Consider the following 21,601-nt stretch of genomic DNA (forward strand, 5'->3'; position numbering starts at 1 on the left):
GCCCGACAGATTTCGTGTCGATAGTCTATCGCCATCGCAGGGCGGGATCAACCGCTCACCGGTCCTCGAGGTACCGCCAGACCAGGTGGGCCATCGCCCGCACGCCGACCGGCAGCGCGGCGTCGTCGGCGCGGAACGTCGGGGAGTGGTGGCCGCCCGACGTCGTGCCGGGCTTCTGCGTCCCCAGGAAGTAGAAGAATCCCGGCACCTCGTTGGCGAAATAGGAGAAGTCCTCGCCCGCCATCCACGGATCGGCCAGCGACACGCGGTCGGCGCCGACGACGCCGCCGAGCGTCCGCGCCGCCCAGGCGGTCAGCTCCCGGTCGTTGAGCACCACCGGGGTGATGCGGTCGTACTCGAGCTCGAAGGTGCCGCCCGCGGCCCGTGCGATGCCGTCCACGATCTCCCGCATGCGCCGCTCGACCGTGTCCTGCACCTCCGGATCGTAGGTGCGCACCGTCCCTTCCAGGTGCACCTCGCCGGGGATGATGTTGAACCGGGTCCCGCCACGCACGATGCCGACGGTGACGACGCTCGGAGCCAGGGGCGACAGGTTGCGCGAGCGGATCGTCTGCAGCGCGGTGATCGTCTGCGCCGCCATCACCACCGGGTCGACGCTCAGGTGCGGCGCGGCGCCGTGCGCCTGCTCCCCGCGCAGGGTGATGCGGAAGTGGTCGACCGCGGCCAGCGCGCCGCCCGGCGTGTATTCGATGCCGCCGACGTCGAGGCCGGCTCGGGCGTGCAGGCCGAACACCGCTTCCGGCTGCAGCTCTTCGAAGACACCCTCGTCGAGCATCAGCGCGGCGCCGCCCTCCTCGCCCGGCGGCGGCCCTTCCTCGGCCGGCTGGAAGAGAAAGACGACCGTGCCGGGCAGCTCCGCCTGCAGCGCCTTGAACACCGACGCCACGCCGAGCTGCACGGCCACGTGCACGTCGTGCCCGCAGGCGTGCATGACGCCGACCTCCTGGCCGAGGTAGGTCGTTCGGACCGTGGACGCGAACGGCAGGTCGGTGTCCTCGGTGACCGGCAGCGCGTCCATGTCGGCGCGCACCGCCACCACCGGCCCGGGGCGCCCGCCCTGCAGCACCGCCACGACACCGGTGTGCGCGACGCCGGTCCGGACGTCGTCGAACCCGAGGCCGCGCAGATGATCCGCCACGAGCCGCGCGGTCTCGAACTCCCGGTTGCCGAGCTCCGGGTACTCGTGGATCCGGTGGCGCAGCTCGGTGATGCGCGCGATCACGCGTTCCACCTCGGCATCGATGCGCGCCGACTGCGCGGCGGCCGGCGCGACGCCCGCGCCCAGGGCCACGAAGGCGATGAGGATTCGTTGCAGCATGCCTTCATTGTACCGGCAGCACCCGCGCCGACGCGCGTGCCGGCGCCCCCCGCGCGGGCACGGAACCGCCTCTCGTGTCCGTATAATTGGGTGCAGGAGTGTCTGCATGAGCCGTGGCAAGAGCGCCGTCCGGACCGTGCGCCGCGTTGCGCGTCGATGCGCCGCGACGGCGTTCCTCGCCGGCATCGCGGCCTGCGCCGCCTGTGCCGGCGATTCGCCCGCCCCGCCGCCGGCGGCGGAGCCGGCCGCCGAGGCTGTGCCCGAGCCGGCCGGCGAGGGCCTGCAGGTCACCGGCACGGCGCCGACGTCGCTCGACGGCTCGCTCACCGTCGTCGTCCTCGAGCCGCTGTCGGGAAGCCCGTTCGAGGTGCCCGAAGAACCGGTGCAGATGGACCAGCTCGGCATGGAGTTCCTGCCGCCGGTTCTGCTCGCCAGCGTCGGCCAGCCGGTGCACTTCCACAACAGCGAGGACGTGCTGCACAACGTCCGCGTCTACGACATCGACACGCTGGAAACCGCCTTCAACATCTCGACGCCGATCGGCGGCACGTACGAGCACCGCTTCGACACCGCGGGCACCTACCGCGTCGCCTGCGACATCCATCCCGCCATGGGGGCCAGCGTCGTGGTGACCGCATCGCCGCACGCCGCGGTGGCGGCCCGCGACGGCAGCTTCGCGCTCGAGGACGTCGCCGCCGGGTCGTACACGGCCGTCGTGCAGGCCGGCGCCGAGCGCAGCCGCCACGCGGTCACGATTGCGCCGGGCGCCACGGAGCTCGCCCTCGGCGGAAGCTGACGGCCGGGCCGTCGTCCCGAACCCCTGAGCCTCGCGGGAGAACCGATGAAGACGGTGCAGCAAATCGCGGACCGGGTGGGCGGCCGGGTGCACGGCGACGGCACGCTGGAGATCCGGACCATCGGCAGCCTGGATCGAGCTGCCCAGGGGGCGCTGGCATATGCCGAGGGGAAGCACCTCGCCAAGGTGGATGCCACCGCGGCGACGTGCGTCCTCATACCGGACGTCGAGATCCCCGACCGCACGGTGATCGTCGTCGACAGGCCCCGCGTCGCGTTCGCGCGCGCCGCGCAGTGGCTGTTGCCGCCGCGGCTCCCGGCTCCCGGCGTGCACGAGACGGCGCTGGTGGCGCCCGACGCGACCCTCGGTCCGGACGTCTCGGTCGGCGCCTGGACGCTCGTCGAAGCGGGTGCGGCGGTCGGCGCGGGCACCGTGATCTACCCTGGCGGCTACATCGGCGCCGGCAGCTCGATCGGCGCCAACTGCATCCTGTACCCGCGCGTGACGCTGTACCCGGGGAACTCGATCGGAGACCGCGTCATCCTGCATGCTGGGGTCGTCATCGGCTCCGACGGGTTCGGCTTCGTCTTCGACGGCGAGCGGCAGATCAAGGTGCCCCAGGTGGGCGGCGCGCAGATCGGCGACGACGTCGAGATCGGCGCCAACGCCTGCATCGACCGGGGCGCCCTCGACGAGACGATCGTCGCCGCCGGCGTGAAGATCGACAATCTCTGCCACCTCGGTCACAACGTGCGGATCGGCGACCATGCGGTCATCTCGGCCCAGACCGGCATCGCCGGCAGCTCCACCGTCGGGCGCGAGGCGATCATCGGCGGGCAGGTGGGCATCGCCGACTACTGCCGCATCGACGACCACGGCATCGTCGGCGCGCAGTGCGGCATCCCGTCGCGCAAGCGCGTCCCGGCCGGCCAGCCCTTCTGGGGGACCCCGGCGCGACCGCTCAAGGACATCAAGAAGCAACAGGGCTACCTGCACCGCCTCCCCCGCATGGCGGCCGAGGTCGCGAGCCTGCGCGCCGAGCTCGACGCCCTCAAGGCGAAGCTCGACGAGTGACGCTGCGCTCCAGGACCTGCCGCGCCGCGGCGGCGACCTCCTCCACCGTGACGGCGGCGAGACAGGGCGGACGTCCGTCCGGCGACGGCGGCGAGGGACACTCGTCGAAGAAGCGCTCGCGGCACGGCGAGCAGTCGAATCCGGCGGAGACCGCGACGTGCGGTTCCCCGGCGCCGGCGCGCGGCGCGGTGCGGGCCGGCGACGAGGGCCCGTGGATGGTGACGGTCGGAATCCCGGCGGACGCCGCGAGGTGCGCCGGCCCGCTGTCGTTTCCGACGTAGAGGGCGCAGCGCTCGAGCAGCGCCGCCAACTCGGGCAGGGTCGCGTCGCGAACCAGCGCCACCCCGTGGACCGCGGCCCAGCCCGGAGGCGCCTCGAAGGGTGGACGATCGTGCACGACGACCCGCCGGCCGGCGGCGGCAAGCCGCTCCGCCAGTGCCCGGAACCGGACCGCCGACCACGCGCGCGGCGTCTTGGCGGCGGCGGGATTGACGAACAGCGGCCGCGAGTCGTCCCCCCATCCCATGGCGGCGAACAACCTTGCCGCGCAAACGCGGTCGGCGGCGATCAGCGACAGCCGCGGCGCCCCGGCCGGCGGATCGCCGGCGTCGAGAACCCGCGCCAGGTCGAGGTACTCGTCCGCGCGGTGCACGCCGGGCCGCGGCGCCACGGGGTCGGTCAGCAGCAGGCCGCGACGATCGGTGTCGTGACCGATCCGCCGCCGTGCCCCGGCCAGCCATGCGCTGAGCGCAGCCTCGAACGACGGCGCCAGAACGACCGCCGTGTCCACCCGCAGCGAGCGCAGCGCGCGGGCGGCGGCCCGGACCGCCGACACGCGCGCCAGGCCGGATCCGCCCGGCGCCGCGACGATCCGATCGAAGACTCCGAGGCGTTCGGCGAGCGCCGCGTGCCGCCCGTGCGCCACCCCGACGAGCCGCACGTGCGGCCAGCGCGCGCGGAGCGCGCAGACCGCCGGGTGCGCCATCAGGATGTCGCCCACCCAGTTCGGAAGCCGGACGAGCAGGTTCCCGGGATCCACGGCCTATATTCTCTCCGCATGCCGACCGCACCCGTACTGGCTCTGACCGGGGTGTCGCTCGTCCGCGACGCGCGCACCATTCTCGACCGCATCGACTGGCGGGTGGCGCCGGGCGACCGCTGGATCGTCCTCGGACCGAACGGCTCCGGCAAGACGTCGCTCTGCCGCCTGGCCGGGCTCTACCTGCACCCGTCGAAGGGCGACGTCGACGTGCTCGGCGAGCGCCTCGGACGCACCGACGTGCGGGAGCTGCGCACGAAACTGGGCATGACGAGCCAAGCCCTCGCCGACATGCTCCGCCCGGGACTGCAGGCGGTCGACCTCGTGATGACCGGCCGCAACGCCGCCCTGGCCCCGTACTGGCACCGGTACGACGACGCGGACCGCGAGCGGGCCGCGGGGCTGCTGGCGCGGTTCGGCTGCGCCCGGCTCGCGACGGCGCGCTATGCCACCCTCTCGGCCGGCGAGCGCCAACGGGTGCTGCTGGCGCGCGCCCTCATGAGCGACCCGCCGCTGCTGCTGCTCGACGAGCCGGCTGCGGGTCTCGACCTCGCCGGCCGGGAGCAGCTCGTGGCCATGCTGGCGGACGTGGCGGCCGACCCCGCCACCGCGGCCATCGTGCTCGTAACCCACCACGTCGACGAGATTCCGCCCGGCTTCACGCACGTGCTGATGCTGGCCGACGGACGGGTCGCGGCCCAGGGGCCGATTGCCGACACGCTGACGGCGGCGAACCTCTCCCGCTGCTTCGGTCTGCGGCTGGCCCTGGCGCGGCAGGGCGGACGCTGGATGGCCTGGGGTGAATGAAGTCCCGGCCGGGATCAGGCCAGGATCGGCGCGTTCTCGCGGAACTCCCGGACGAGCGCCTTCATCACCGCCGCGTAGTCGCCGGTCTCGTCGTAGATGCGCCGCTGCCGCCGGTAGCTCAGGCCGGTCCCGAGCATGGCGCCGACGCCCTGCAGCTCGGCGTCGCCGCCGAGACGCTTCGCCACCGGCGTCACCTCTTCCACGAGTCCGACCAGGCTCTCGTCCAGGCGCTCCAGGTTGCCGTCCTCGTCGACGATGATCTCCGCCTCGGTGGACCAGCGCGCCGCCCGCCACTTGTTCTCGCGGACGATCCAGTGCCGGTGGAGCGGCATGTACATCCCCTCGTCGTACTTCTCTCCCAGCCAGACCACCAGCGCCTGGATCAGCGCGGTGACGGCCATCACCTCGTCCAGCGTCGGCAGGCCGTCGCAGATGCGCACCTCGATGGTGCCGAAGGTGGGATGCGGGCGAACGTCCCACCAGATCTCCCGAATCGACTCGATCGCCTTGGCGCTGACCAGGGTGATCATCAGCCGCTGGAACTCGGCCCAGTTGAGCAGACGGTAGGGCAGGCCGGCGGTCGGCAGGCTCTCGAATATCTTGCTCCGGCAGGACGCCAGTCCGGTGTCGGCGCCGTTGAAGAAGGGCGAGCTGGCGGAGAGCGCCAGCAGGTGCGGCAGATAGGTGGTCAACCCGTTACTGACCGCGATCGCCTTCTCGCCGCTCTCGATGCCTACATGGACATGAACGCCGAAGATCATGAGGCGGCGCGCCGGCCACTGGCACTGATCGACCAGCCGCCGATAACGCTCCGAGTCGGTGATCCGCTGCTCCGCCCACCTCGAGAAGGGGTGCGTGCCGACGCATGCCACCTGGTAGCCGAGCTCGTCGGTGACGTCCAGGAGCTGGGAGATACGCTCCTGCAGGTCCCGGCGCACGGCGGCGACATCCTCGCAGACGTCCGTGTTCAGCTCGATGGTCGACTCGATGAGCTCCGCCTTGACGTGCGCGACGTCGGCGGTCTTCTGCAGAATCGCCGGCGCGCCGGCGACCAGGTTCATGGTCTCGGGATCGAGGAGCTGCAGCTCGAGCTCCACCCCGACCGTCGGACGCGGCGATCCACGGAACGCAATCCTCATCAATGCCCCTTCCCGAACGCTCTTGCCGGCGCGCAAGCCAACTGATTATATGGGGGTCGTGCCGCCGCGCCGCTCGCCCTTCTGGCGTTACACCGCGCTGCAGGTGCCGGGCTGGGTGCTGGCCCTGGCCCTCGGCTGGTGGATCCACACGTCGTTCGACGCACCGGGATGGGTGGCGCCCGCGATCCCGCTGGTCTGGGTCGTCAAGGACATGGCGCTCTACCCGCTGCTGCGCAGCGCCTACGACGTGAACGAGGCGCCCCCGGTGGAACGCCTCGTCGGGCGCCGCGGGGTGGCCATCGAGCCGCTGGCCCCGTCCGGTTACGTGCGCATCGGCGGCGAGCTCTGGCGGGCGCGGGCGGGGGACGCGGCGCCCATCCGCACGGGGCTGGCGGTGGAAGTCGTCGGCGCCGAGGGGCTCGTCCTGTCTGTTCGGCACGCCGGCGCGGAAACGAGCGCCGACGGGCAGGCCGACTCCGCTCGCCACCCGTCCGGTTGAGAACGGCCGGACGGAGGCGCCGGACGCCGGCCGGCTCTCACGCGCCGGCGCCTGCCGCCCCCGCATCCCGGACGGGCACGCCGCCCGCCTGCGCGCGCTGCCAGTCGACGGTGCGCCGGAGCCCCTCCTCGACCGCCACGGCCGGCGCGAGGCCCAGGAGCTCGCGGGCCAGCGACACGTCCGCCTGCGAGTGCCGGACGTCGCCGGGTCGCGAGTCGGCGCGGCGCGGCTCGACGAAGCTCCCGGTGGCCCGCTGCAACGCCGCGCACAGCGCGTTGACCGACAGTCGGCCGCCGCGGGCGACGTTGACGGCCCGTCCCGAGATCCCCGGCGCGGCGCAGGCCTGCAGGACGCCGCGGGCGATGTCGGTGACGTAGGTGAAATCACGCGTCTGCTCGCCGTCCCCGTAGATCGTCGGTGCGCGTCCCTCGAGCAGCGCCGCCGTGAACAGCGAGATGACGCCCGAGTAGGGCGACAGCGGCGATTGCCGCGGTCCGAACACGTTGAAGAACCGCAGCGCGACCGTCTCCAGCCCGTACAGCCGGCTGAACAGCGCCGCGTACTGCTCGCCGATCAGCTTGTGCAACGCGTACGGCGACAGGGGCGCGGGGCGCAGCCCCTCGTGCTTCGGCAGGGTCTCCGACTCGCCGTAGACGGACGACGAGCTGGCCAGCACCACCCGCCGCACGCCGGCCTCGCGGGCGGCGAGCAGCAGCTCGTGCGTCGCCTCGACGTTGGCGCGGTGGGCACGGCGCGGCTCCCGCACGGATCGCGGCACGGAAGGGATCGCCGCCAGGTGGATGGCGCAGTCGACCCCGGCCACCGCCGCCTCGGCTACCTGCCGCTCGGCGAGGTCGGCCTCGACCAGCTCGATCTCCGGATGCGCCGCCAGATTGTCGCGGCAGCCGGTCGACAGGTCGTCCACCACGCGGACCGCGTCGCCGCGCGCGGCGAGCGCGTCCACGACGTGGGACCCGATGAACCCGGCGCCGCCGGTGACGAGATAACGCGTCATGCCTGGAGGCTCGCGGCAAGCCCCGGACCGCCCGACGCCGCTCGGTGGATACGCCGCCAAGGATTCCGCCGCAGCCGGCGCGTAAGCCGAATTCTGTACCGCGTTCGGTCACGCCATGAGCGCGTCGTCACGCGGCGGCGACCATTCCTCTGGCCCCGCCGTCGCCGGCGGGATCGAGCAACCTACCCGGAGGCCTCGGACGGGCCGCCCTGTAGCGCCTCCCTATTTGGTCTTGCTCCGTGCGGGGTTTAGCCTGCCATCCCCCTTGCGGGGGACGCGGTGCGCTCTTACCGCACCTTTTCACCCTTACCGCGCGCCGAGCGAGCGTGCGCGGCGCGCGGCGGTATGTTTTCTGTGCCACTTTCCTTCAGGTCGCCCTGACCGGGCGTTACCCGGCGCACTGCCCTGCGGAGTTCGGACTTTCCTCCCCGTCCGATCGCGGCCGAGGCCGCGCCGGACGCAGCGGCCGCCCGGCCGACTGCGGCGGAATGTCAAAGAACGCTGTCGTCAGCCGTCGCTCTCCTGGCTGATGCGGTACTGCTCCAGCTTCTTGTAGAGATTACTACGGGGCGTGTCGATCTCCTCGGCCGTGCGGGAGATGTTCCAGTCGAGCTCCCGCAGTCGGGCGACGAGGAAGCTGCGCTCGCTGACCTCCTTGAACTCGCGCAGGGTGCGCGCCCCCGCCGCCGAGCCGGCCGCGGCGGGCCGCTCGTCGAGCCGCAGCACCGAACGCACGTCGCCGAGCGTGATCGACTGCCCCGAAACCATCACCAGCAGGCGCTCGACCGAGTTGCGCAGCTCGCGGACGTTTCCCCGCCAGTGGTGCCGCGCGAGCGCGCCGACCGCCTCCTCGCTGAACGGCTTCGGCCGAAAGTTGTTCTCCCGCGCGAACATCGTCGCGAAGTGCCGTACGAGCAGGGGAATGTCCTCCGCCCGCTCGCGCAGCGGCGGCACCTGAATCGGCAGCACGCTCAGGCGAAAGTACAGGTCCTCCCGGAACTCGCCCGCGTCGATGGCCTGCTCCAGGTTCCGGTGGGTCGCGGCCAGGACGCGGACGTCCACGCGAATGGTGCGGGCCGACCCCAGCCGCTCCACCTCGCCCTCCTGGAGGACCCGCAGCACCTTGGCCTGCGTCTTCAGCGACATGTCGCCGATCTCGTCCAGGAAGATGGTGCCACGGTCCGCCTGCTCGAACTTCCCCACCTGCTTCTCGGTGGCGCCGGTGAACGACCCGCGCTCGTGACCGAACAGCTCCGACTCGATCAGGTCGTCGGGGATCGCGGCGCAGTTGACCTGCACGAACCGCTCGCGGACCCGCGGCCCGTTGCGATGAATGGCGCGCGCGACCAGCTCCTTGCCGACGCCGCTCTCGCCCTGAATCAGCACCGCGCTCCGTACGGGCGCGGCACGCCGGATCTCCTCGGTCATCGCGTGCAGCGCGCGGCTGTCCCCCACCATCTCGTGGCGCGCCTCGGCGGCCCGCCGCCAGCTCCGGTTCTCCGTGCGGAGCCGGCGCTGGTTCAGGGCGTTGCGGATCGTGACGGTCACGCGGTCGGTCGACAGCGGCTTCTCGAGGAAGTCGAACGCCCCGAGCCGGGTCGCCTCCACCGCCGTGCTCACCGTCCCGTGCCCGGAGATGATGACCACCGGCAGCAGCTCGTCCAGCGCCCGGATCTTGCGCAGCACCTCGATGCCGTCCATCCCCGGCATCTTGACGTCGAGGAACACCAGATCCGGATCGTCGCGCTCGACGCACGCCAGCCCCGCCTGCCCGCTGGGGGCGAGCAGGCACTCGTAGCCGTCGTACTCCAGGATCATCTTCAGCGAGTCGCGGATGGCGATCTCGTCGTCGATGACCACGATGCGGTGCTTCATGGCGGCCCTGCGTCCAATCCCGCCGCGCGCGCGACGATCCGGCGGCGGTCGATTGTCCGCCGGGCGCGGCGGCGCAGGCAAGGCGAGCGGTGTGGCGGTCGGCGCGAACGCGGGCGCGCCGCTTCACTCGCGAGGCGGATCGGCGGTCGCCGCCGCCGCAGCCGGATCGGTTGAAGGCTCCGGTTGCGGATCGGGATCCACCGCCGGCGCGACGGCGTCCGGCTCGGCTTCGTCAGGCGCCGCCACCGACTCCGTGTCCGCCTCCTCAGCCGCCGGCGCGACCCCGGGGAGGCGAGCCGCGATGCCGTTCAACTCGCCGCGCAGAACGGCGATCTGGTCCTCGAGTGCGTCGCGCACGTCGTCGACGCGGGTGTTCGCGCCGGCGATCTCCGCCATGACATCGGTGCGCAGCTCCTCGATCCGCTCGTTCACGTCGTCGATGCGCGTGCTCAGGCTGCCGCTGACGCTGGCGATCTGCGCCGAGAGCAGTCCGGTCGCCAGCAGGACGACCGGCACGAGGGTTCCGATGATCCACTTCGCGTCGCCGCCCATCGCGATGATCTCGATGTCCGACGTGTCGTGGACGGCCGAGCCGGTCTGCGGCGCCTCGTAGGCGGGCGCACCGGTCTCCTGCGCCTCCTCGTGGACGGGCCCTCCTGCCTGCGGCGCCTCGTGGGCGGGCGCACTGGTCTCCTGCGCCTCCTGGATGACCACGCCGGCCGCCGCGGCCTCGTCGACGGGCGCGCCGGCCTGCGGCGCCTCGTGGATGGCCACGCCGGCCTCCGCGGCCTCGTCGACGGCCACGGCGTCCGCCGCCGCGGGCGCGGCCGACGCCGCGGCATGCCGCTCCAGGCAGCTCCGGAGCTCGTCGCCCGAGCGAATGACGTGCGTGCCGGGAAGGCGCGGGTCCACCTGATCCGGCGTGTAGCCGGTGGGCTCGCCCGTGCTGCCGTTGACGATCCACGAAGCCTCCGGCCGGCGGGCGCCGAGCAGACGGGAGACCGCCTGCGGCCGAACACCCAGAACCTCGCCAACGGCCCCGAACGTCGCCCGCACCGGCACGGCGTTTAGGTAATCCAGAATCGTCTCGATGGTCATGCGCGGCAGAGTAGCACACGCCCGGCCGGGTGACCGCAACAGATTGGTGTGTCGTGCCATCCTCCGAGGCGGCGGATGCGGGGCAGTCGTCGTCGCAGCTCCTGTTGGGGCAGCAGCTTCCTGTCCCCGTCTTCAAATTGACGCGGCGCGCCCGGCATCGAGCCCCGAATCGTACCCGGTAGCGGACCGTGGACGAACAGCAATGCGAGCCCCGCCCGCGAGGCGGGTGTCATACCGGGTGCGCAGTCCCGCTTCCGTCGCCCAAGGAGGGACAAGCGATGAACGGCAACACCCAAGACACCCACCGCCTCCGCACGGACGACATGCACGTGGTCTGCCCGCGTGCGGCCGGCGTGGACGTCCACAAGACGCGCATCACCGCCGCGCTACGGGTCTGCGAGGCGGGCGGTGGACCGGCGCGCGTAGTGACGCAGGAGTTCAGCGCGCTGCCGGATGGACTCCAGGCGATGACCGACTGGCTCCTTGACCACGACGTCACCGCGGCGGCGCTGGAGAGCACCGGCGTGTACTGGAAGGCCCCGTTCGAGGCCCTCGAAGACGCCGGCATCCGCGCCGACCTGCACCATGCCGAGCATGTCAGACAGATCCGCGGCAGAAAGACCGACGGCAGCGACAGCCTGTGGCTCGCTCGCGTGTGCCAGTTCGGTCTCGTCACGCCGAGCTTCGTCCCGCCGCGTCGCTTCCGCCAGTTACGGCAGTTGACCCGCTACCGCCGGACGCTCGTCGCCGAGCGCAGCCGCGCACGCAATCGGATCCACAAGATCCTCGACCACGACGGCCTCCGCCTCGGCGGCGTCCTGTCGGACATCTTCGGCATGAACGGGCGGCGCATACTCGACGGCCTCGCCGCCGGCCGCCCTGCGCGACGCATCCTGGCCGATGTCACCGGCCACATCCGGGGCAAGCTGGAATTGCTGACCAGGACCCTGGCCGCCACGCTCGACCCGGTCGCGCTGGTCACGCTGCAGATGCAACTGGAGGCGGTGGACAGAACCGAGGCCGCCATCGCCGCACTCGACGGGCGCATCCAGGCCGCCCTGGCGAACTACAGGCGTCCCTTGCTGCTGCTACAGACGATTCCGGGCATCGATCTTCGCAGCGCCACCGCGATCCTGGTCGAGATCGGACCGGACGTCGTAGCGTTCCGCAGCGCGCGCCATCTCGCCGCTTGGGCCGGAGTGGCCCCCGGCAACCATGTCAGCGCCGGCAAACGCCGCTCCGGGCGGGTACGTCCCGGGAACCGCACACTACGGGCCACGCTGGCCGAATGCGCCCACGGCGCTGCCCGCAGCACCAGCTCGCAGTTCCACCGCTACCACCAGGAGCTTGCGAAGCGCCTCGGCTACCAGCGAGCCATCCTCGCCACCGCTCACAAGCTGTTGCGTGTGATCCATGCCGTGCTGAGCAATGACCGGCCGTACTCCGACCCGCGCATCGACTACGAGCGTCTCGTGATCGAATCCGGTGCGCCCCGCTGGATCCGCATGCTCAAGCAGAACGACCTGATCGAGGAGGTGCGATCCATGCGCACCTGATTCAACGGGTATCCGGAATCAAGCTGCATCGTGCCGGGCCAAAGACGGGGCTGCCCGGCCCGCCGAGATGATCCGGGTCCTTCCGTTCGCTCTCCAATCGCCTGCGCGATCCTGCCGATCCGCGGTTACGCCCTTGGTGTGTCTGCATGGGGTGTCGTTTCATAGCAATGAGGCCGCGGGTATTCCCCGCGGAAGACGTTCCAGATCCTCACGAAACGGCCGCGGCGGGCGCTGCTTCAATGAGGCCGCGGGTATTCCCCGCGGAAGACGCGGCCGAGCGCCCGACGGCCGAGCTGGCGGTAGCGGCTTCAATGAGGCCGCGGGTATTCCCCGCGGAAGACTGGTGCGGCGCCGCCCGTGCGGACCCCACCGCCGGCGCTTCAATGAGGCCGCGGGTATTCCCCGCGGAAGACGCACAGAACGTCGAAGTCGACAACAACGAGCTGACGCTTCAATGAGGCCGCGGGTATTCCCCGCGGAAGACTCGGTCTTGCACAGGCCGCCGCCGTGCATCTGCAGGCTTCAATGAGGCCGCGGGTATTCCCCGCGGAAGACGCCTCGTCGAGAGCAACCCCGGCACCGTCACCAACGCTTCAATGAGGCCGCGGGTATTCCCCGCGGAAGACTTGTTCATGCGTAAACTCCCCTCGTCAGCAGCTGGGCTTCAATGAGGCCGCGGGTATTCCCCGCGGAAGACGCGGGCCTGGGTGCACGACATGGCATGGGAGGCGATGCTTCAATGAGGCCGCGGGTATTCCCCGCGGAAGACGTAGAGGCGGAGGATCTGATCGGCGCGCTCGACGTCGCTTCAATGAGGCCGCGGGTATTCCCCGCGGAAGACAGCGCCCTCGAAGACGCGCGGGCTTGGGTGGGGATGCTTCAATGAGGCCGCGGGTATTCCCCGCGGAAGACCCAACCGTCACCGTATCCATGTAACGGTCGCCAGTCGCTTCAATGAGGCCGCGGGTATTCCCCGCGGAAGACAAGATGAACGAACCGCGGCCCCGACTCCCGCAGCACGCTTTCAATGAGGCCGCGGGTATTCCCCGCGGAAGACGTCTTCGCTGACATCACAGACGATGGCGAAGCAGAGATGCTTCAATGAGGCCGCGGGTATTCCCCGCGGAAGACGCATCCTCGCGTTTCTGCTCGCACGACAGGCAGTCAGCTTCAATGAGGCCGCGGGTATTCCCCGCGGAAGACCGCCGCCTCCCACTGCTGCCAGGATTGGTCTCCCCAGCTTCAATGAGGCCGCGGGTATTCCCCGCGGAAGACTCAGGCTCCTCGACAGCGTCGCCGTCACCGTCACATCCGCTTCAATGAGGCCGCGGGTATTCCCCGCGGAAGACTGCCCTGTTGCCGGGCGTAAGTGCGCCCGGCAATGGCGCTTCAATGAGGCCGCGGGTATTCCCCGCGGAAGACGGCGAGGAGGATGCGGAGCCTGCTCTCATACCGTCGCTTCAATGAGGCCGCGGGTATTCCCCGCGGAAGACCTGCACTACCTGTCGCTGGTCCGGCAGCTCGTCGAGCTTCAATGAGGCCGCGGGTATTCCCCGCGGAAGACGTGGCTGGTTGACCGCACCGTCGTGCTGGTCGAGCTGCTTCAATGAGGCCGCGGGTATTCCCCGCGGAAGACCCTCGCTCGGGTCGTAGGCGGCGTCCATCTCGGCCCAGCTTCAATGAGGCCGCGGGTATTCCCCGCGGAAGACTTCATGGGCGCGCTGTCGTCGGGCATGTCGCCTACGCTCGCTTCAATGAGGCCGCGGGTATTCCCCGCGGAAGACCTTGTCCGCGGGCAGACCTCATACAACTGGTATGGGGCTTCAATGAGGCCGCGGGTATTCCCCGCGGAAGACCCGTGCAGACGTTCACGACGGAGCCGGAGCCTACCCCGCTTCAATGAGGCCGCGGGTATTCCCCGCGGAAGACACGCTGCCGCAACGCCTGCCGAACCGAGTAGCTTAAGGCTTCAATGAGGCCGCGGGTATTCCCCGCGGAAGACAAGTGGGGGCCGTCCGGAGCGCTCGGCCGAGTGCAGCTTCAATGAGGCCGCGGGTATTCCCCGCGGAAGACTCTCGATGTCATCCACCGAGACGGCACCGGTGATGTTGCTTCAATGAGGCCGCGGGTATTCCCCGCGGAAGACTCGTAACGCGCTTCAGCAGCTCCTGCGAGAGACGGGGCTTCAATGAGGCCGCGGGTATTCCCCGCGGAAGACCATCATCCAGCACGAGGATTTGACGCTCAATCATCCGCTTCAATGAGGCCGCGGGTATTCCCCGCGGAAGACTCGGAGCGGCATATGGGTGTAGTCAGCGCGGTTCTAGCTTCAATGAGGCCGCGGGTATTCCCCGCGGAAGACTTGCGTCAATCTCTGCCGGCGCGCCGGTTATCCAACGCTTCAATGAGGCCGCGGGTATTCCCCGCGGAAGACGTGACGATTGCGGGCGACGCCTACTCCGTGTGGATCTGCTTCAATGAGGCCGCGGGTATTCCCCGCGGAAGACCCGGCTCCGGCGTCGCCGCCGCAGGGTTGCCGTTGATGCTTCAATGAGGCCGCGGGTATTCCCCGCGGAAGACACCCATCGTAAGCTCGCGGATGGTGTCCTGCCCGTCGCTTCAATGAGGCCGCGGGTATTCCCCGCGGAAGACTCATCGACTCGGACTCTTGCGCACCACGACGGCCTGCTTCAATGAGGCCGCGGGTATTCCCCGCGGAAGACACTCACGCGCGATGCGAGACCGGCCGATGCCCGTCTCGCTTCAATGAGGCCGCGGGTATTCCCCGCGGAAGACTACATGTTCGCGCAAATTGCCCAACTTGGGCAATTTGCTTCAATGAGGCCGCGGGTATTCCCCGCGGAAGACGACGGCGAACATGGACCGCGTGTTCCCCGTGTTCAGCGCTTCAATGAGGCCGCGGGTATTCCCCGCGGAAGACACGCCTCCGGAGGGCGCAACGTACGAGTTGGTGGGTCCGCTTCAATGAGGCCGCGGGTATTCCCCGCGGAAGACGGCCAGCTTCTGGCGACCTTCCTGCTCGACCGCCAGCTTCAATGAGGCCGCGGGTATTCCCCGCGGAAGACGCCGCCCAGGCAGACGCAACACCCGGACGCCAGTTCGCTTCAATGAGGCCGCGGGTATTCCCCGCGGAAGACCACCGGATTGTCATCCAGCGCGAACGACGGCCGGTCGCTTCAATGAGGCCGCGGGTATTCCCCGCGGAAGACTCGTGGCCCTTGCCCGCCACCGTGACGCGATGATCGCTTCAATGAGGCCGCGGGTATTCCCCGCGGAAGACGAACACCCTGGAGCCGGCACGAACACGCACAGCCAGCTTCAATGAGGCCGCGGGTATTCCCCGCGGAAGACAGGCCGGCCAGATGCTGGACGTCAGCAGGCTCTTCGCTTCAATGAGGCCGCGGGTATTCCCCGCGGAAGACGTCGAGGAGCGGGAGAAGATCCGCGCCATCTCGACGCTTCAATGAGGCCGCGGGTATTCCCCGCGGAAGACGAGCGCCGCGCCGTCTCCAGGTTCCCGGTCGAGATGCTTCAATGAGGCCGCGGGTATTCCCCGCGGAAGACCCACATGGCGAGCATCGAGCCGCGCGAGTACCAGCGCTTCAATGAGGCCGCGGGTATTCCCCGCGGAAGACTCCTCGGGGCCTGGCGCACCCGCGAGCGCACCAGGCAGGCTTCAATGAGGCCGCGGGTACTCCCCGCGGAAGACCCAGATCGACTACCAGGAGATCGCGAAGTGGGGACCGCTTCAATGAGGCCGCGGGTATTCCCCGCGGAAGACCCTGAAGCGCCATGCGTCAAACAACCGGACTACACCGCTTCAATGAGGCCGCGGGTATTCCCCGCGGAAGACGGACCGCTCGCAACCCCTTCTGATGAAACGATGTTCACCCCCCCATCGCGAGAGGTCCGGCGGCCGTGGCGTACGAGCGCTGTCGACGACGACGTGGCTGATCACTGGGTGCATTGTAACTGTTCAGTTTTCAAGGATCTACCGGCTTTTCGAGCACTCCCCCGGAATCCCGACGCCACCGGAGCGCTCGCTCCGGGACGGCGGGAGGCGTCAGACGATCACCGGCTCGCGGCGCACCGCACGGAACTTCTTCCCCAGACTCACGAAGCGCGGCTCCACCCCATCGGCGGCGCCGATGTCGACCAGCACGACGTGGTCCTCTGCATGATCGATCATCCCGTCGAGCCGCGCAACCAGATCGGCTTGCCGGCGGCGGCTCAGGCGGCACTGAAAGACGGAGAGCTGGACCCACTCGCCATATCCCTTCATGAGCTTGAACACCCGCCGCCACCGCTTGGGGTCGCTGATGTCGTAGACGACGATGTAGAGATGCTCCACGGGATCACCGCGTCGTGAAGTTGGGGTACTCGGCAAGCTCGCCCAGAAGAAAGCGCCCGAACAGGCGGGCCTGCATCTCCATCAGGCGCCGGTAGCTGACGCGGTAGCCGAAGAGCGGGTGGACGACCTCGTGGCCGAGGCGGCGCTCGTAGGTCGAAATGAAGCGGCGGCGACCGTCGGCGGTCAGGTTGACGCTGCCGGCGACCGTCTTGAGGTCGTTCGGTCGGACCTCGCCGTTGTTGATCGCCTGCACCACCACCGAATCGGCTACCAGGGGGCGGAACGGCTCCATCAGGTCGAGGGCCAGCGCCGGACGGCCGTAGCGGGGTTGATGGTAGAGGCCCCGGTAGGCGTCGAAACCGACGGCGGCCAGCGTCACGGTCCAGGATCGGACGAGCAGCGAGTAGGCGAACGAGAGCAGGGCGTTGACCGGATCCCGCGGGGGACGGCGGTTGCGCGTCTCGAAGTCGAAGGCGAACTCCGCGTCCGACGCCGACTCGTTCAACATGGCGCCGAAGGACCGGAAGTAGCGGGCCGCGGCGGTCCCCTCCACGCCGAGCAGCTCGGGCAGCGATTCGGTTCGGGCCGCGCGAAGGCCGTCGCCCCTCAGGTCGACCAGGACCGGGTTGCTGCTCTCGGCCTGCTTCCAGTTGCGGCGGAGCAACGTGCGGCAGTTCTGGATCTTCGCGGTCACGAGCCCCCGGGCGAATCGCAGGCAGGTCGTCTCGTCGAAGCTCGCCCGGTACTGGGCCGTCCGCAGCTCGACGTTCTTGTGCCCGTTGCCCATGGTGTGGCCGAAGAACCAGCCGCCGTAGCTGTGCCAGGTGACGGGAATCCCGCGCCACATCAGCTCGTGCAGGGTGGGCGTGGTCAGGTAGACGTTGCCCATGACGACGACCTGCGAGGTCTCCGCCAGCCGGGCGGTCGCCAGCTCGTCGTCGTCCACCGTCACGACCAGGGTCTCGCCCGACTTGGACACCTTCGCCCGGCGGGCCTGGACGTAGAGCGGCAGCGCATCGGTACAGGGCACGGCGATCGGGCGCGGCGCGACGTCGGCCCCCTTGAGATGGTGGACCTCGTCGGGCAGGCAGACCTCGACCAGCGAGCAGCGCGGGCACTTGGGGCTGTCCTCCAGCGGCGGCGGGATGACGCCCTCGGTGGCGACGCGCCGCAACCCCTCGACCGCCTGCTGCGTGGCGGAGACGAGCTCTTCGTCGAACGGCACCCGCACGCGTTCGCGGCTCCCGACGAAATAGAGCACGCCCTCGTCGCACGCGTAGCCGTGCTCGCGCAGCAGGAGTCCCTGCACGCAGAGTTGCACCCGCTCGGGGTCGTAGGCGCCGCGCTCGACGTGCGGGCGCTTGCCGCGCTTGTAGTCGACCGGCGTCACGCTGCCGCCGTCCGACTCGATCAGGTCCATGCGGGCAATCAGGCCCAGGCGCTCGGAGGACAGCGTGATCGACCGCGCGTGCAGCTTCTCGACCTTGTCGACGTCGGCCGGCGGCGGCAGCTTGCCGCCGTCGCGGTTGACGCGCCGGTGCGCGTGGCGTCCTTCGACGGTATCGGAGGACTCGACCCACTCGCCCTGCACCCACTCCAGGTAGGCCAGGCGCGGACAGTAGACGAACTCGTTGACCATGCGCGCCGGCACGAGTGGCGGCGCATCGGCGGAGACGGGCTGGACCGGCGGCTCGCGAAGTTCCGGAGCTGACACGGCGACCTCCTCCCGTATGGCGGCAGGGGATCGTTTCGGACGATCCGCCGCGCGGCGGTAGGTACGTCGGCGGAGGGGCGTAGATCGGCGCGCAGGTCTTCGTCGAGAACGCGAGGAGTCTGCTCAAGGATGCCAGCGGAACATCGCGGATTGTGTATCATGCTACATACTGATTCGAGTGGAGCGCGACAGCCGCAAGCTGATTCAACTATTGGAACGCGACGGCTGGGTTCGCGTGGCCGTCCGGGGCAGCCACTGGCAGTTCAAGCACCCCGATCATGCAGGTCGTATCACGGTCCCGCATCCGAATCGGGACGTCAAGCGCGGCACCGTCGCTTCGATCTACCGACAGGCGGGCTGGAAACCGCGGAGAGACTGAGATGCGGTACGTGGCATTTCTTCACGATGACGAGGAACCCGGTTACGGCATCAGCTTTCCGGATTTTCCGGGCTGCGTGTCGGACGGCGAGACCGTGGACGACGCGCTGCGCCGCGGTGCAGAGGCGCTCTCGTTCCACGTCGAAGGCATGATGGCTGACGGGGAACCCATCCCCCGGCCGCGCTCCCTCCACGACATCAAGACGGACGAGGGCCTGGCCGGGTGGCGGGACGGCGCCACCATCGCCTTCGTCCCGCTCATTCTCGACAAGGGGTCGCCGCGCCGCATCAACGTCTCCCTGGATTTCGGTCTTCTACGCGCCATCGACGAGGAGGCGAAGCAGCGCGGCATGACCCGCTCGGCTTTCCTCTCCAGCGCCGCGCGCAACGAGATCGAGGGACGGTGAGCGATACGTCCGGCTCGGAAAACGGACCGCGCGCGCCGCCTCCCCCGGCCGGAGGAACATGCACCAGCTCATGGGCGGCGTGGACGCCGATGGCTGGCTGGAGAAGAGCCCGACACGGGCGGCTTGCCCGGCGAGTTGGCACGGTACCCGCACCGTATCGGAACCGGGGATCGCGTGGGCCATCTATGGGACGACGTAGCCAAGCCCCTGGCAGTCATTCCGTTCGCAAATCCGAATACGCTCGCTCGGGACATATCTCGACGCCACCGGGACGGTGGTTCCGGAAAGTCGGGGCCGACACTGGTCGTGTTGAACACGGTGAAGCGAGCCGTCGAGGTCTGGACGGTACTACAGCGAGACAAGACCCTGCGGAGCGCGGGTACAGACGTTCGTCTGATACACAGCCGGTTCCGGCCCGCCGAACGACGCGCCTGGCGCGAAGGCTTCCTCAGTGGACAGGCGTGTGCCCCTGACACGAACCGCATCACACTACCGGCCACGGCGCTCGACCTCTCGCCCTCGGAAGCGGGGTTGAGTCCTCGAACCGGCAGGAGCTGGACAGAGCGTGTGCTGGATCTGGTCGAGCGCCTCGGCCCGTTCACGCTGGCCTGGTTGGAAGCCCTGCTGCGCGCCGCCGACCAACGCGCCTCGAGCCTGACGATTGCGGATAAGCTGTTACAAGGACCGGAGAACGACGATGCCGGACACCCGATGGATGGAAGCCGTCGACCGCTGGCGCAGCCTGTCGCGGGAGGAACGCCGACGCCGCCACCTGGAGGCGATTCCCCGCCACGTCGCCAACTCGATGGCGATGGAGGGCGAGCCGGTGAGCGAGGCGTGGATTCGGGAACGACTCGCCCGCCGCATTCAGCCACCCGCTACATCGAAACCTCGGTCGGCATCCTGAGCTATCAGGAGCTCGCGCCGCTGCTCGCGGAGCGCGTGGCCGACGCTGAACTGGCCATTTCCGACCGGCGGTTCGCGGATCTACCGCTTCACAACCTTGTGCTTGAGCTCCACCGCCGCGTCTGCGTGGACTTGACACCCGAAATGGTGGGACGCTGGCGTCTTCGAGACGTTCGGGTTGGCGACCATCAAGCGCCGCCGTATTGGCAAGTCCCATGCTCATGCGCAGCTACGCCGCCGATCTCGATGCGCGACTGGCCGGGCTGGACGACCAGTCCGGCGAACGGCTCATCGATGACCTGACGTTTGCCGAAGGTCGCCTGCTGCACGGCCATCCTTCGAGGACTTCAACGGCCGTGTTTCCCGCCTGTTCCTGATCGAGCTGCTGTACCCGTCTGGAACTGCCGGTGATAGACTCCGCCGCTTCATCACCGGAGGAGACGAAGCGCTACTTCGCAGCCTTGCAGGCGTATGACCGGCACGATCCGCGGCCGCTGTCCGCAATCTGGCGACACCGGTTCGCACAGGGAACTCCCTAATGATCCACGTCCATCGACTCGACGGCTGTGCACCCACGCCTCTGGCGCACTACCTCAAGGCGCTTGGCATCCTGCGGCTCGTCGCCCAGCAGACTTGGCCGACCAGTGGGCCAGGGACCGGCGTGCCGAACTAGACGCCGGCCGGCTGCGCGCCGTCGTCGCCGCGCTGCGCATCCATGTCGAGACCACGCCCGAGGCGCGAAAGTGCATTCACTATGTGTTCGGGAACCGCCACCGCATGCGCTATCCGCAGTTCCGCGCCAAGGGCCTGTGCGTCTCGTCGGGCGTCGTCGAGGCCGGCTGCAAGCAGCTCGGCGACCGGCTCAAGCGCGCCGGCACGCGCTGGACCGTCGCCGGGGCCAACGCCATCATCGCCCTGCGCTGCTGCATCCTCAGTGGCCGCTTCGAGGACTTCTGGGAGCGACGTGCCGCAAATGCCGCCTGACCCTCATCTCACAATGATGTCGTGCACCCGCCCTGTGCCCGTGGCTAAGACTCCATCCGGGGATTCTGTACACTTCATGTGTGCGTCTCGATCCAATGGTGGGGTAGCAAGTGGCGAAGACTCTCGGGGCGGCCGAGGTCAAGGCGACGTGTCTCCGCGTCATCCCGCAAATGGAAAGGGACGAGAAACAGGTGACGATTACCAACCGCGGTCGGCCGGTCGCCGTGTCGTCACCTGTCCCGGCGCCCGTCACGCGTCCATCAATCATCGGCGCGATGCAAGGCTCGGTCCTGGGCTACGACAGCCCCTGCTCGCCGGCAAACGATCCGTCGGACTGGACCGCGACGCGGTGATCGTCCTCGATACGCACGTCCTGATCTGGGCGGTCGACGGCGACGCCCGCCTTGGACGCACGGCCCGCGCCGCCGGCGTCGCTACTGCACGCCACTGCCGCGCGCCGATCCTCACGGCCGACGGCGCCATCCGCGACTACGCGGCGGGAGGCCACGTCCGGGCCATCGACGCGAGTCGGTGAGACCCACAGGTCCGGGCAGCACGGGACTGTTCGCCGCTTCGTAGGTTCTCGCCGGGCTGTCAACGCAC

The 21,601-nt window shown here is 69.6% G+C and carries 18 protein-coding genes, 1 other RNA gene, 1 pseudogene and 1 CRISPR repeat array; of the genes and pseudogenes, 12 read left to right on the forward strand and 8 right to left on the reverse strand.

Annotation, left to right across the window (positions count from 1 at the left end; all coding sequences use genetic code 11):
- Positions 1-55 precede the first annotated feature (55 nt).
- Positions 56-1,339, reverse strand: coding sequence for an amidohydrolase (locus F4X11_15175; protein MYN66351.1), 1,284 nt, complete (start codon positions 1,337-1,339; stop codon positions 56-58).
- Between the two features lie 106 nt (positions 1,340-1,445).
- On the opposite strand from F4X11_15175, the gene F4X11_15180 reads away from it, so the two are divergent.
- Together F4X11_15180 and lpxD are read left to right on the forward strand one after the other, a co-directional pair.
- On the forward strand, positions 1,446-2,135 hold the full coding sequence (locus F4X11_15180; protein MYN66352.1) for a hypothetical protein: 690 nt from the start codon (positions 1,446-1,448) through the stop codon (positions 2,133-2,135).
- 45 nt (positions 2,136-2,180) lie between these two features.
- Positions 2,181-3,209: a UDP-3-O-(3-hydroxymyristoyl)glucosamine N-acyltransferase gene (lpxD, locus tag F4X11_15185; protein MYN66353.1), complete on the forward strand. Its 1,029-nt coding sequence runs from the start codon at positions 2,181-2,183 to the stop codon at positions 3,207-3,209.
- On the opposite strand, the gene F4X11_15190 is transcribed toward lpxD, so the two are convergent.
- The gene (locus tag F4X11_15190) at positions 3,187-4,248 is read right to left on the reverse strand and encodes a glycosyltransferase family 9 protein (protein ID MYN66354.1); all 1,062 of its coding nucleotides are present in this window, start codon (positions 4,246-4,248) and stop codon (positions 3,187-3,189) included. The genes lpxD and F4X11_15190 overlap by 23 nt on opposite strands.
- A gap of 18 nt (positions 4,249-4,266) precedes the next feature.
- Between F4X11_15190 and F4X11_15195 the strand changes: the two genes are divergently transcribed.
- Positions 4,267-5,055 carry an ABC transporter ATP-binding protein gene (locus F4X11_15195; protein MYN66355.1) on the forward strand — a complete coding sequence of 263 codons (789 nt, stop codon included), beginning with the start codon at positions 4,267-4,269 and terminating at the stop codon, positions 5,053-5,055.
- A gap of 14 nt (positions 5,056-5,069) precedes the next feature.
- Here the strand turns inward: F4X11_15195 and F4X11_15200 are convergent, their stop codons facing one another.
- Positions 5,070-6,194, reverse strand: coding sequence for a glutamate--cysteine ligase (locus F4X11_15200; GenBank protein MYN66356.1), 1,125 nt, complete (start codon positions 6,192-6,194; stop codon positions 5,070-5,072).
- Here F4X11_15200 and F4X11_15205 point away from each other — a divergent pair.
- Positions 6,115-6,693 carry a hypothetical protein gene (locus F4X11_15205; GenBank protein MYN66357.1) on the forward strand — a complete coding sequence of 193 codons (579 nt, stop codon included), beginning with the start codon at positions 6,115-6,117 and terminating at the stop codon, positions 6,691-6,693. The genes F4X11_15200 and F4X11_15205 overlap by 80 nt on opposite strands.
- A gap of 37 nt (positions 6,694-6,730) precedes the next feature.
- On the opposite strand, the gene F4X11_15210 is transcribed toward F4X11_15205, so the two are convergent.
- The 3 genes from F4X11_15210 to F4X11_15220 form a co-directional block, all read right to left on the reverse strand.
- Positions 6,731-7,708, reverse strand: coding sequence for an NAD-dependent epimerase/dehydratase family protein (locus F4X11_15210; GenBank protein MYN66358.1), 978 nt, complete (start codon positions 7,706-7,708; stop codon positions 6,731-6,733).
- A gap of 66 nt (positions 7,709-7,774) precedes the next feature.
- An RNA gene (gene rnpB, locus F4X11_15215) (RNase P RNA component class A) lies at positions 7,775-8,190 on the reverse strand.
- Between the two features lie 25 nt (positions 8,191-8,215).
- The gene (locus F4X11_15220; protein MYN66359.1) at positions 8,216-9,583 is read right to left on the reverse strand and encodes a sigma-54-dependent Fis family transcriptional regulator; all 1,368 of its coding nucleotides are present in this window, start codon (positions 9,581-9,583) and stop codon (positions 8,216-8,218) included.
- 722 nt (positions 9,584-10,305) lie between these two features.
- Here F4X11_15220 and F4X11_15225 point away from each other — a divergent pair.
- Positions 10,306-10,398, forward strand: a pseudogene (locus tag F4X11_15225) (heparin-binding hemagglutinin).
- Between the two features lie 561 nt (positions 10,399-10,959).
- On the forward strand, positions 10,960-12,237 hold the full coding sequence (locus tag F4X11_15230) for an IS110 family transposase (GenBank protein MYN66360.1): 1,278 nt from the start codon (positions 10,960-10,962) through the stop codon (positions 12,235-12,237).
- 161 nt (positions 12,238-12,398) lie between these two features.
- Positions 12,399-16,111: a CRISPR direct-repeat array (repeat unit 36 nt; unit sequence GCTTCAATGAGGCCGCGGGTATTCCCCGCGGAAGAC).
- 210 nt (positions 16,112-16,321) lie between these two features.
- On the opposite strand, the gene cas2 is transcribed toward F4X11_15230, so the two are convergent.
- Positions 16,322-16,609, reverse strand: coding sequence for a CRISPR-associated endonuclease Cas2 (gene cas2 / locus F4X11_15235; protein MYN66361.1), 288 nt, complete (start codon positions 16,607-16,609; stop codon positions 16,322-16,324).
- Positions 16,610-16,613: 4 nt separating this feature from the next.
- A complete protein-coding gene (cas1, locus tag F4X11_15240) occupies positions 16,614-18,248 on the reverse strand; it encodes a CRISPR-associated endonuclease Cas1 (protein ID MYN66362.1) in 1,635 nt (544 codons plus the stop codon).
- 253 nt (positions 18,249-18,501) lie between these two features.
- Here cas1 and F4X11_15245 point away from each other — a divergent pair, with 253 nt between their 5' ends.
- The 6 genes from F4X11_15245 (at position 18,502) to F4X11_15270 (ending at position 21,533) form a co-directional block, all read left to right on the forward strand.
- The gene (locus tag F4X11_15245) at positions 18,502-18,702 is read left to right on the forward strand and encodes an addiction module toxin, HicA family (GenBank protein MYN66363.1); all 201 of its coding nucleotides are present in this window, start codon (positions 18,502-18,504) and stop codon (positions 18,700-18,702) included.
- A gap of 1 nt (position 18,703) precedes the next feature.
- Positions 18,704-19,108 (forward strand): ribbon-helix-helix protein, CopG family, encoded by a 405-nt coding sequence (locus F4X11_15250; protein ID MYN66364.1) that lies wholly within the window; start codon positions 18,704-18,706, stop codon positions 19,106-19,108.
- A 697-nt stretch (positions 19,109-19,805) separates the two neighbouring features.
- Complete coding sequence (locus tag F4X11_15255) at positions 19,806-20,015, forward strand: hypothetical protein (GenBank protein ID MYN66365.1); 210 nt, start codon at positions 19,806-19,808, stop codon at positions 20,013-20,015.
- 632 nt (positions 20,016-20,647) lie between these two features.
- On the forward strand, positions 20,648-20,998 hold the full coding sequence (locus tag F4X11_15260) for a hypothetical protein (GenBank protein ID MYN66366.1): 351 nt from the start codon (positions 20,648-20,650) through the stop codon (positions 20,996-20,998).
- A 110-nt stretch (positions 20,999-21,108) separates the two neighbouring features.
- Positions 21,109-21,351, forward strand: a complete 243-nt coding sequence (locus F4X11_15265) for a prevent-host-death protein (GenBank protein ID MYN66367.1) — start codon at positions 21,109-21,111, stop codon at positions 21,349-21,351.
- A complete protein-coding gene (locus F4X11_15270) occupies positions 21,348-21,533 on the forward strand; it encodes a type II toxin-antitoxin system VapC family toxin (protein ID MYN66368.1) in 186 nt (61 codons plus the stop codon). Before F4X11_15265 ends, F4X11_15270 begins: the two co-directional genes overlap by 4 nt.
- Positions 21,534-21,601 lie beyond the last annotated feature (68 nt).

The sequence above is a fragment of the Acidobacteriota bacterium genome (assembly GCA_009861545.1).
In the GTDB taxonomy this organism is placed as follows: Bacteria; Acidobacteriota; Vicinamibacteria; order Vicinamibacterales; family UBA8438; genus WTFV01.